General features: G+C 68.2%; 11 protein-coding genes. 6 read left to right on the top strand and 5 right to left on the bottom strand.

Features of this window, described 5'->3' with window-relative positions; translation table 11 throughout:
* The first annotated feature begins 27 nt into the window (after window positions 1-27).
* The 4 genes from pstS (at window position 28) to pstB (ending at window position 4,170) form a co-directional block, all read left to right on the top strand.
* On the top strand, window positions 28-1,158 hold the full coding sequence (gene pstS / locus ABZ833_RS21035) for a phosphate ABC transporter substrate-binding protein PstS (RefSeq protein ID WP_361048825.1): 1,131 nt from the start codon (window positions 28-30) through the stop codon (window positions 1,156-1,158).
* Between the two features lie 117 nt (window positions 1,159-1,275).
* Window positions 1,276-2,298 carry a phosphate ABC transporter permease subunit PstC gene (pstC, locus tag ABZ833_RS21030; protein WP_361048823.1) on the top strand — a complete coding sequence of 341 codons (1,023 nt, stop codon included), beginning with the start codon at window positions 1,276-1,278 and terminating at the stop codon, window positions 2,296-2,298.
* Window positions 2,295-3,344: a phosphate ABC transporter permease PstA gene (gene pstA / locus ABZ833_RS21025; RefSeq protein ID WP_361048821.1), complete on the top strand. Its 1,050-nt coding sequence runs from the start codon at window positions 2,295-2,297 to the stop codon at window positions 3,342-3,344. The genes pstC and pstA overlap by 4 nt, the downstream gene beginning before the upstream one ends.
* A 49-nt stretch (window positions 3,345-3,393) precedes the next feature.
* Window positions 3,394-4,170: a phosphate ABC transporter ATP-binding protein PstB gene (gene pstB, locus ABZ833_RS21020; protein WP_361048819.1), complete on the top strand. Its 777-nt coding sequence runs from the start codon at window positions 3,394-3,396 to the stop codon at window positions 4,168-4,170.
* A 124-nt stretch (window positions 4,171-4,294) separates the two neighbouring features.
* On the opposite strand, the gene ABZ833_RS21015 is transcribed toward pstB, so the two are convergent.
* Both ABZ833_RS21015 and ABZ833_RS21010 read right to left on the bottom strand, forming a co-directional pair.
* Window positions 4,295-5,293, bottom strand: coding sequence for an inorganic phosphate transporter (locus ABZ833_RS21015; protein WP_361048817.1), 999 nt, complete (start codon window positions 5,291-5,293; stop codon window positions 4,295-4,297).
* 9 nt (window positions 5,294-5,302) lie between these two features.
* Entirely contained in the window at window positions 5,303-5,923 is a 621-nt protein-coding gene (locus ABZ833_RS21010; protein ID WP_249589094.1) for a DUF47 family protein, read from the bottom strand.
* 231 nt (window positions 5,924-6,154) lie between these two features.
* Here ABZ833_RS21010 and ABZ833_RS21005 point away from each other — a divergent pair, with 231 nt between their 5' ends.
* The gene (locus tag ABZ833_RS21005; RefSeq protein WP_283779105.1) at window positions 6,155-6,511 is read left to right on the top strand and encodes a metal-sensitive transcriptional regulator; all 357 of its coding nucleotides are present in this window, start codon (window positions 6,155-6,157) and stop codon (window positions 6,509-6,511) included.
* A 326-nt stretch (window positions 6,512-6,837) separates the two neighbouring features.
* On the opposite strand, the gene ABZ833_RS21000 is transcribed toward ABZ833_RS21005, so the two are convergent.
* Window positions 6,838-7,026, bottom strand: coding sequence for a hypothetical protein (locus ABZ833_RS21000; RefSeq protein ID WP_361048814.1), 189 nt, complete (start codon window positions 7,024-7,026; stop codon window positions 6,838-6,840).
* 152 nt (window positions 7,027-7,178) lie between these two features.
* Window positions 7,179-8,000, bottom strand: coding sequence for a hypothetical protein (locus ABZ833_RS20995; RefSeq protein WP_361048812.1), 822 nt, complete (start codon window positions 7,998-8,000; stop codon window positions 7,179-7,181).
* A 356-nt stretch (window positions 8,001-8,356) separates the two neighbouring features.
* On the opposite strand from ABZ833_RS20995, the gene ABZ833_RS20990 reads away from it, so the two are divergent.
* Window positions 8,357-9,937: an FAD-binding oxidoreductase gene (locus ABZ833_RS20990; RefSeq protein WP_361048810.1), complete on the top strand. Its 1,581-nt coding sequence runs from the start codon at window positions 8,357-8,359 to the stop codon at window positions 9,935-9,937.
* Between the two features lie 297 nt (window positions 9,938-10,234).
* Here ABZ833_RS20990 and ABZ833_RS20985 read toward each other — a convergent pair whose 3' ends face one another.
* The gene (locus ABZ833_RS20985; protein ID WP_361048808.1) at window positions 10,235-10,957 is read right to left on the bottom strand and encodes a phosphatase PAP2 family protein; all 723 of its coding nucleotides are present in this window, start codon (window positions 10,955-10,957) and stop codon (window positions 10,235-10,237) included.
* Between the last annotated feature and the right edge of the window lie 41 nt (window positions 10,958-10,998).

Below are 10,998 nucleotides of genomic sequence, written 5' to 3'. Positions count from 1 at the left end.
GCGGCTCCCGGAAGGAAGACCCGAAAAGTGAAGCTTCAGCGCAAGAACCGGCTCCGCGCCCTCTCCCTCGGCGCCATCGCCGTCTCCGGCGCCCTGGCCCTCACGGCGTGCGGCTCCGACGACACGAGCGGCGGCGACGGTGGCACCGGCAAGGAGACCAACGCCAACGCCAACATCAAGTGCGATGACGCCAAGGGCCAGCTCGCGGCCTCCGGTTCGTCCGCGCAGAAGAACGCGATCGACGCCTGGCGCAAGGTCTACTCGACCACCTGCAAGGACGTTCAGCTGAACTACAACCCGACGGGTTCCGGCGCCGGCATCACCGCCTTCATGCAGGGCCAGACCGCGTTCGCGGGCTCCGACTCGGCGCTGAAGCCCGAGGAGATCGCGGCCTCGAAGAAGGTCTGCAAGAACAGCCAGGCCATCGACCTGCCGATGGTCGGCGGCCCGATCGCCGTCGGTTACAACGTGCCCGGCGTGGACAACCTCGTCCTGGACGCCGAGACCCTCGCCAAGATCTTCGACGACAAGATCAAGACCTGGGACGACAAGGCGATCGAGAAGCTGAACCCCGACGCCAAGCTGCCCAGCACCAAGATCCAGGCGTTCCACCGCTCGGACGAGTCCGGCACCACGGACAACTTCACCAAGTACCTCAAGGGCGCGGCCCCCTCCGCCTGGTCGCACGAGCCCGGCAAGTCCTGGGAGGCCAAGGGCGGCCAGTCCGCCAACGGCTCCTCCGGTGTCGCGGGCCAGGTCAAGCAGACCCCCGGCGCCATCTCGTACTTCGAGCTCTCGTACGCCTCCGACGGCATCAGCACGGTCGACCTGAAGACGGATGCCAAGGAGCCGGTGAAGGCCACCGTCGACAACGCCTCCGAGGCGATCTCCGAGGCCAAGGTCGTCGGCAAGGGCAACGACCTCGCCCTGGAGCTCAACTACAAGCCGACCGCCGAAGGCGCGTACCCGATCACCCTGGTGACGTACGAGGTCCTCTGCGAGAAGGGCAACAAGGCCGAGACCCTGGCCGCGACCAAGTCCTTCCTGACCTACATCGCGAGCGAGGACGGCCAGAACGTCCTCAAGGAGAACGACTACGCGCCGATCCCGGCCGAGATCATCTCCAAGGTCCGCACGACCGTCGCGGGCCTGAGCTAGCTGAACCGAGTGCGGCCGGTCCCGTGAGTCAGGGCCGGCCGCACCGTCCGGTGCACCGCCGCCAGGAGCAACTCCCGCTGAAGAAGCGGTGATTGGCTCCGCAGACCGGAGAATCCCATGGATATACCCAGCAGTACGACCGCACCTCCACCCCTCAATGACGTGAAGCCATCGGGCATCACCCCGAAGCGTCCACGCCGCAGCGCGACCCGCCCCGGTGACCGGATCTTCCTCGGTCTCTCGCGCGGCTCCGGCATCGCGCTGCTCGTGATCATGGCCGCCATCGCGGCCTTCCTGACCTACCGAGCGGCCCTCGCGCTCTCGGACAACACGGGCAACTTCCTCACCACGTTCGAGTGGGACCCGGCCGGCGGCACCACCGGCGGCAAGCCGTTCTTCGGCATCGCGGTCCTGGTCTTCGGCACGGTGGTGAGCTCGGTGATCGCCCTGGTGATCGCCGTCCCCGTCGCCATCGGCATCGCGCTGTTCATCTCGCACTACGCGCCGCGCAAGCTGGCGACCCCCATCGCCTTCGTGATCGACCTGCTGGCCGCCGTGCCGTCGATCGTCTACGGCCTCTGGGGCGCCCTCGTGGTCGCGCCCAACCTGACCGGCCTCTACAGCTGGCTCGACGACTACTTCGGCTGGACCGGCGTCTTCGAGTACCAGGGCGGCGCCCCGCGCTCCCTGATGACGGTCGGCATCCTGCTCGCCATCATGATCCTGCCGATCATCACGAACGTCAGCCGTGAGGTCTTCCTCCAGGTCCCGAAGATGCACGAGGAGGCCGCGCTCGCGCTCGGCGCCACGCGCTGGGAGACCATCCGCATGTCGGTGCTCCCCTTCGCCCGCTCCGGCGTGATCTCCGCCTCGATGCTGGGCCTTGGCCGCGCGCTCGGCGAGACCATCGCTGTGGCCACCGTGCTCTCCCCGACCTTCCTCATCAGCGCGTCCGTGCTCGACCCCGGCGGCGGCACCTTCGCGCAGAACATCGCCAGCAAGTTCAACGAGGCGACCGAGTACGGCCGTGACGCGCTCATCGCATCCGGCCTGGTCCTCTTCATCATCACGCTGCTGGTCAACGGCGCGGCCCGCATGATCATCGCGCGCCGCAAGGAGTACTCGGGGGCCAACGCATGAGCGCCACCATCGTCAAGCCCGCGAGCCTGCAGGGCGCCCGCCTCCCGCGCTGGACACCGGCCGTCGTCGCGCTCGGCTCCGCGGCCGTCGCCATCGGCATCGGCGTGGGCGCGGACCTGCACAGCCGCATCCAGTGGGGCCTGATCGCGGCCATCCTCTACATCGTCGCCTCGTACGTCCTCGCGGTCGCCGTCGAGGGCACCCGCCAGGCCAAGGACCGCCTCGCCACCTCGATGGTGTGGGTGATGTTCCTGCTCGCGGTCGTCCCGCTGACCTCGCTGATCTACGAGACCGTCGAGCGCGGCACGACCGTCTTCAACGGCTACTTCCTGACCCACTCCATGGGCGTGGTCGCGGACGACGAGCCCGGCGGCGGCATCTACCACGCGATCATCGGCACCCTGGAGCAGGTGCTCCTGGCCTCCGTCATCGCCGTGCCGATCGGCCTGCTCACCGCGATCTACCTCGTCGAGTACGGGCGCGGGAAGCTCTCCAAGGTCGTCACGTTCTTCGTGGACGTCATGACCGGCATCCCGTCGATCGTCGCGGGCCTGTTCGTCCTCAGCTTCTGGATCCTGATCCTGGGCTTCGACTTCTCCGGCTGGGCCGGCGCCATGGCGCTCGCCATCCTGATGATGCCGGTGATCGTGCGCTCCACGGAGGAGATGCTCAAGCTCGTCCCGAACGAGCTGCGGGAGGCGTCACTCGCCCTCGGCATCCCGAAGTGGCGGACCATCCTGAAGGTGGTCCTGCCCACCGCGATCGGCGGCATCACCACGGGCGTCATGCTCGCGGTCGCCCGTATCGCGGGCGAGACCGCACCGGTCCTGCTCCTGGTCTGGGTCAACCCCATGATCAACACGAACCCGTTCGAAGGCTCGCAGGCCTCGCTGCCGCTGTACATCTACCAGCAGTACGCGGCGGGCAACCAGGCCGGTTACGACCGCGCCTGGGCGGCGGCCCTGGCCCTCATCGGCTTCATCATGATCCTCAACCTGGCGGCCCGCGGCGTAGCCCGCTGGAAGGCCCCCAAGACGGGCCGCTGACGCGGCCACTCAGCGACCCTCTCGTACCCCCCTTAAGGCAGTGATCCCCATGGCCAAGCGAATCGACGTATCGGGCCTGACCGCGTACTACAGCGCCCACAAGGCCATCGAGGACATCTCGATGACCGTGGAGCCCCGCTCCGTGACGGCCTTCATCGGCCCCTCAGGCTGCGGCAAGTCCACCTTCCTGCGCACCCTCAACCGCATGCACGAGGTCACCACCGGTGGCCGCGTCGAGGGCAAGGTGCTCCTGGACGACGAGGACCTCTACGGTCCCGGTGTCGACCCGGTCGCCGTGCGCCGCACGATCGGCATGGTGTTCCAGCGCCCCAACCCGTTCCCGACGATGTCGATCTTCGACAACGTCGCCGCGGGCCTGCGGCTCAACGGCTCGTACAAGAAGAGCGAGCTGAACGCCATCGTCGAGAAGTCCCTCAAGGGCGCCAACCTCTGGAACGAGGTCAAGGACCGCCTGAACAAGCCCGGCTCCGGCCTCTCCGGCGGTCAGCAGCAGCGTCTGTGCATCGCGCGGGCCATCGCGGTCGAGCCCCAGGTCCTGCTCATGGACGAGCCCTGCTCGGCCCTCGACCCGATATCGACCCTCGCGATCGAGGACCTGATCGGCGAGCTGAAGGAGCGCTTCACGATCGTCATCGTGACGCACAACATGCAGCAGGCGGCGCGCGTCTCGGACCGTACGGCCTTCTTCAACCTCGCGGCGGTCGGCCAGCCCGGCAAGCTCGTCGAGATCGACGAGACGGAGCGGATCTTCTCCAACCCGTCCGTGCAGGCCACCGAGGACTACATCTCGGGCCGTTTCGGCTAGGCCTCGCCCCGGGTATCCCCGACTCCTTGCGGTGCTGCATGGCGGTGCCACCGCAGGGGCAACAAAGAAAGGCCCGCCCCCTGGCTCCCGGGGGGCGGGCCTTTCCGTTTGCTTTTACGGCCGGTTACAGGAACGCGAGATTCACGATCCAGAAACTCACCGCAGCAACAATGGCAGCGGCAGGCATCGTGATGAACCACCCGAGGATGATGTTCTTGGCAACACCCCAGCGCACGGCATTCACACGCTTCGTGGCGCCCACACCCATGATCGCGGAAGTGATCACGTGCGTGGTCGAGATCGGCGCGTGGAACATGAACGCGGTGGTGAACATGATGCCCGCGCCGGTGGTCTCGGCGGCGAATCCCTGCGGCGGGTCCAGCTCGATGATCTTGCGGCCGAGCGTACGCATGATGCGCCAGCCACCGGCATACGTACCGGCGGAGAGCATCAGCGCACACGCGATCTTGACCCAGATCGGAATGGGCGCGTCGGCGTCCTGCACATCGGAGATGACCAGGGCCATCACCACGATGCCCATCGTCTTCTGCGCGTCCTGAAGACCGTGTCCGAGCGCCATGCCGGCCGCGGAGACCGTCTGCGCGATGCGGAATCCGCGCTTGGCCTTGTGCGGGTTGGACTTCCGGAACATCCACATGATCGCGCACATCACCAGATAGCCGGCGACAAGGCCGACAACGGGCGAGATGAACATCGGAATGACGACCTTGTCGAGCACTCCGGACCAGATCACCCCGATCCCACCGGCGAGCGCGGCTCCGACCATTCCACCGAACAGTGCGTGCGATGAGGAGGAAGGAAGCCCGAAATACCAGGTGATGAGGTTCCAGACAATGGCGCCCACCAGGGCGGCAAAGAGGATCCACATTCCCTTGTTGCCTTCGGGCGTCTCGATCAGGCCCTTACTGACCGTCTTGGCGACCCCGCTGCCCATGAAGGCACCGGCGAGGTTCATGACGGCGGCCATCGCGAGTGCCGCACGGGGCGTCAGCGCACGGGTGGAGACGGAAGTGGCAATGGCATTCGCAGAGTCGTGAAAGCCATTCGTATACGTAAATCCGAGCGCGACGCCAATGGTCACGATCAAAGCAAAGGTGTCCATGGAGAGGCCTCAGGACTCCTTGACCGCGATGGTCTCCACCGTGTTCGCGACGTGCTCGAACGCGTCGGCCGCCTCTTCGAGCACGTCGACGATCTGCTTGAGCTTCAGCACCTCTATGGCGTCGTACTTGCCGTTGAAGAGCTGAGCGAGAAGCTTGCGGTGAATCTGGTCGGCCTGGTTCTCCAGACGGTTGACCTCGATCCAGTACTCGGTGAGGTTGTCCATCGTCCGCAGATTCGGCATGGCCTCGGCCGTGAGCTCGGCGGCTCGCGACAGGACCTCGATCTGCTGCTCGACTCCCTTGGGGAGTTCCTCGACCTGGTAAAGGACGACCAGGTCGACGGCCTCCTCCATGAAGTCCATGATGTCGTCCAGGCAGGACGCCAGGTTGTAGATGTCCTCGCGGTCGAACGGCGTGATGAAGGAGGAGTTCAGCTGGTGGAAGATCGCATGTGTCGCGTCATCTCCAGCGTGCTCCGCGGCCCGCATACGCTCTGCGATCTCGGCTCGGGCGGAGGCGTCAGCCCCGAGCAGTTCCATCAGGAGCTTCGAGCCCGTGACAATGTTGTCCGCGGATGCGGCGAACATGTCGTAGAAGCTCGTCTCCCTGGGGGTCAGACGAAAGCGCACGTGGGGTCCTCGGGGTGCTTTGGATTCGGTCAGGCTGATGCTAGGCGCATCATCCGGCCACGGCTAACCGGCCAGACCCCAGTGTCGCCCATCAGGCACAGTGATCAGCACGCCCCCCGAGCAATCGAGTATTCTATACCCACTAGGGGTATAGGAAGCCAGTTGAGCCAGCGGCTTTTCTATCACTGCCCAGAAGAGTGACTGTCCAAGCAGTCCGAGCAGGAGGACGCGATGACGACCACCGATGCGGCCGGTGTGGCCATGAACACCGAAGCGCCCTCCGAGCCCGGCGGCCACGACCAGGGTGTCCACGGCTACCACAAGCAGAAGGACGAGCACCTCAAGCGCCTGCGGCGCATCGAGGGGCAGATCCGTGGCCTGCAGCGGATGGTCGAGGAAGACGTCTACTGCATCGACATACTCACCCAGGTCTCGGCGGGCACGAAGGCCCTGCAGTCCTTCGCCCTCCAGCTCCTCGAGGAACACCTGCGGCACTGCGTGGCGGACGCGGCGGTCAAGGGCGGCGACGAGATCGACGCGAAGGTCGAGGAAGCGACGAAGGCGATCGCGCGCATGATGCGAACGTAAGGCTCCCGCCTCGGGAAACCACTGCCCGGCCCTCAGCCCTGTCTCCGGCTCACCCCGCGGCGGGCCGGGCCGAGACCGGCCGGGTCCGAGACCGCCGCTTCGCGGCGGATGTCTCCCACCCACCCACCCGATTACCCCGCGGCGCACCCATCTCTCCCACCCACCGATTACCCCGCGGCGTGCCCCCGATTGCCCGCCGAGTAACGGGTGGGCGGGTGGGGAAGATCCGCCGCGAAGCGGCGGGCTTGAGACGCACGGCGAGGCGACACGACGACCTCAGCCCAGGGCCGCGCCCGGCCCTGGGGGAAACCGGAGCCCGGGACTGACTAGTCCAGGCCCTCGCCCAGGTGCCGCTCCACGTCAGTGGAGACGTTCAGGACCTCGTCGATGCGGTCGGCGCTCAACCGCTCCTCCCCAGCAGCACTCGCCGCGATGATCAGCTCGCCGCAGAGTTCGATCTCGGCAAGGGCAACGTGGTCCTGAACAGTCGTACCGCGCACCAGAGCCACGTCCATCACCTCTTCCTGACCTTGCTTCCTGCCGCTGCCGACTTCCTAGAGTAGGGAGCGGCCTACACACCGCGCATGGCACGGACGGACCATTTCCACACCCCCGGGCGCGACTAGCCGGGTACCCCTACTTCCCGGTGATTACCGCTCCGCGGCACTCACTTCTCGGCGATCTTCCCCGCGAAGATGTCCTCGCTCGCCGGCAACCGCACGTCCACCCGCACCCCGAAGTCGTACAGCAGCGTGGTCGACGCCACCTCGGCGTTCGCGACGCTGAAGTGCTGCCGCAGCTTCCGCAGCCGCCCCTGCTCGTCGAGGTACGCGTCGAACGGCACCCCGCCCTTGCTGAACCCTTTCGCCGCCGCCCCCAGGGCCCGCCGCTGCCCCTCGGAGGCGGACTTCGCGGCGCTCGGCAGGTCCGCGGTCCCGCGGTAGTGCCGCACCTTCACGCCCGCCACCGCCGTCTCCCCGACGTACGACGCCTTGCTCACGCCCCGCAGCAGCTCCGCCGCGGCCAGCGGATCGGTGGCCCCGCCCGTGACCAGATTGCCGTCGGAGAGCGACGCCGTGTCGATCCGCACCCACTTGTCGGCGGGCACCCCGGCGCCCCGGTTCTTCATGTAGAGCGCGCCGCTCGCCATCAGCTCGGTGATGGGGCGGTGCTCCTCGTCCCCGGCGGGATCCTTCGGCAGCACCACCACGAACCGCCCCACCTGCCGCCGGAAGTCGTACGAGCCGTGCCCGCGGATGGTCACGCGGGTACCGCCGCTCGCCATCTCCATGGACGTACGCGCCTTGGAACTCCCCGCGCGGACAAGGGCGTCCGCGGAGTCCCGCACGACGTCGACGGCGTCCTCGGAGGCGCTGCGCCCGTCGTCCGCCGCGGCCCCGCCTCCCGAGCACCCCGTGGCGACGGCCATGAGACCCACCGCCGCGGCCGTGACGACCGCCCCGCCTGTGCGCCTGTGCTGCTGACCCATCGCCCGACTACCCCCAAGCCTTCCCGCGAGGTGCTGTAGCCCCCTGTCGTTCCGTGTAACGACCGGTACGTTGACCCGTCACGCGTAAGAGCGTTCACCCGCCGTGGGTACGGTGGAGACGTGGCCGAGGACCAACAGGACGAACCCCACCGCACGACAACGGTCGAGCAGGGCCGATTCTGCGCAGCACGGTGCAGCTGTGGCTGGCGCGGTCCGGCCCGCAGAGCGCGCAGCAAGGCGCGGACGGACGCCGAATCCCACATGTCGGACGGATAGACCAACACCCCTTTCCGCTCACCGGAACCCATGGGTCCCGCAGCCCGTCTCGTACTCCGGGAAGCAACGGGAGGCGGGTCATGGAGCGACGTACGTTCATCAGCACGACAGCGGCGGCGACGGCGGCGTTCGCGGCCGCGGGCTGCAGCGGTTCGGGCGGGGGCAGCGGGAGCGGCGGCGCCACCTCCCGCAGTGCGAGCGGCCCGCGCTCCGGCACTCCCCTCCGCACGTCGAGCGCGGCCGCGTCCGCCGCGGCGAACCTCACCGCCCTCGCCAAGGACCTGGACGGCACCCTGGTCAAGCCGGGCGAGGCGAAGTGGGCGGCGGCGCGTCAGCTCTACAACACGCGCTACGACAGCCTGAAGCCGACGGCGGTCGCGTACGTGGCGAACCCGGACGACATCCGCACGACCCTGGCCTACGCCCGCGCGCACGACGTCCCGGTCTCCATACGCAACGGCGGCCACTCCTACGGGGGTTGGTCGTCCGGCACGGGCCGTCTCATCGTCGACGTGTCGAAGCTGAACAAGACGCGGGCCAGCGGCTCGACGGCGACGGTCGGCGCGGGCGCGAAGCTGATCGACGTCTACCGCGCGCTCGCCGCGAAGGGCGTGACGATCCCGGCGGGCTCCTGCCCGACGGTCGGCGTCTCCGGCCTCACCCTGGGCGGCGGCCATGGAGTGGTGTCACGGGCCTACGGCCTGACCTGCGACAGCCTGACGTCGGCGACGCTCATCACCGCGGACGGCAAGCAGCTGACGGCGAGCAAGAGCGAGAACAAGGACCTGTTCTGGGCGCTGCGCGGCGCGGGGAACGGGAACTTCGGCGTGGTGACGGAACTGCGGTTCCGCACGCACGCGGCGCCGCAGGGAGTCTCGGCCTACATGACCTGGCCCTGGTCGAAGGCGGCCGCGGTCATCAAGGCGTGGCAGGAGTGGGGGCCCGACCAGCCGGACGAGATCTGGTCGTCGGCGCACCTGGCGAATTCGCCCGGCGGCACCCCCACGGTCTCGGTCGCGTGCTTCTCGCTCGGGACGTACGGGGAACTCCAGAACGCGGTGGACCGCCTGGCGGACAAGATCGGCGCCCCGGCCCGCAGCGTCTCGCTGAAGCGGCGCTCGTACGAGGAGTCGATGGAGGTGTACGCGGGCTGCTCGTCCTTCTCGGCGGACGCCCAGTGCCACCTGCCCGGCGCGACGCCGGGCAGGAGCCCGCAGGGGGCCCTGAACCGCGAGACGTACGCGGCGAGTTCGGACTTCTTCGACCGCTCCCTCTCGGCGGCGGGAATCCGCGCGCTGCTCACCCAGGTGGAGAACGTGACGGGCGCGAGCGCGGGCAGCATCGCGCTGACCGCCCTTGGCGGCGCGATCAACCGGGTCGACCCGACGGCCACGGCCTTCGTGCACCGCCGCTCGCGGATGCTGGCGCAGTACATCGCGTCCTGGCGCCCGGGCACGTCCGGCAAGCCGGCGCAGGCATGGCTGAAAACGGCTCATGGGGCGATGGGCCGGTACGCGTCCGGGGCGGCGTACCAGAACTACGCGGACCCGACCCTGAGCAACTGGCGTGAGGCTTACTACGGTTCGGCCGCGGGCCGCTTGAAGCAGCTGAAGAAGCAGTACGACCCGAAGCGCTTCTTCGACTTCCCCCAGGCGTTGTGACTGGCTCTGGGAAATCCGTCCCCGTCCCCCGGACGGCCGCCCCCGCAACCCGAACAGCTCACCCGACACGCCCTCAGGTGGCCCACTCAGCAGGACACCGCTGCCCTGGGGGTATGAGACCACGCATAGCCACCACCGCAGCGGCCACCGCCGCCCTCCTGGCCCTGGCGGCCCCCGCCGCCCACGCCGCCGAACCCGAGCACCCGGCCGCGGGGCCCCTGACCGCCGCATCCGCAGGTGTCACCGCTGCCGCGGCCGGCGCGGGCTGGTGGCTCCTGAAGCGGCGCCGCGAGGACGCTACGCGGCAAGATCCCGCTCGTCCGGAACGGAGGCCGACGCAGGGGACGCCGCCGAGGGCGAAGGCTGAGGAAGCTCCGCCACAGCCTCCTCCGGCTGCGGCGACCACACCAGCCGCCCGCCCCACCCCGTCCGCCCGACAGCCTTGGCCACAGGCGTGAGCGCGGCCATCGCAAGCGGCGAGAGCAGCAGCACGACAGCCGTCCCGAGCGCGAATCCGCCCACGACGTCCGTCGGATAGTGCACGCCCATAAACACCCGGCAGAACCCTTCGAGCAAGGCGAGGGCGATGCCGACAAGACCGAACTTTCGGTTGGCCACGAAAAGGCCGACGCCAAGAGCCATCGCGAGCGTCGCGTGATCGCTCACGAAGGAGAAGTCGGTCTTTCCGTGCACAAGGAGCTCTAGACCGTCGTGATCCTTGAAAGGGCGACGACGTTCGACAAATCCACGGATCGGCACATTCACCAGGACAGCGAGCCCGGCCGCCAACGGCGCCCAGACAACAGCGGCGACAGAGGAAGCCGCGTCATCGAGCACCCCGCGCTTTCGCTGGCCCCACCAGCACCAGAGCACGAGCAGAACGAGTGCGAGCAGCAGTCCGTACTCGCCGATGAATGCCACCGACTTTGCCAGCCAGTCCGGCGAATCCTCAGCCAGGCCGTTGATGTCGTAGAGCAGGCTGACGTCGGGGTTCGACCCGGTTGTATCGAGTCCAGCCATGGTGCTGCGGCCCCTTGTCTTCTCGCCTCGGACGCACCTTG

This window comes from Streptomyces sp. NPDC047525, from assembly GCF_040643025.1.
In the GTDB taxonomy this organism is placed as follows: domain Bacteria; phylum Actinomycetota; class Actinomycetes; order Streptomycetales; family Streptomycetaceae; genus Streptomyces; species Streptomyces durmitorensis.
This window is presented reverse-complemented; position numbering and strand designations above follow the sequence as displayed.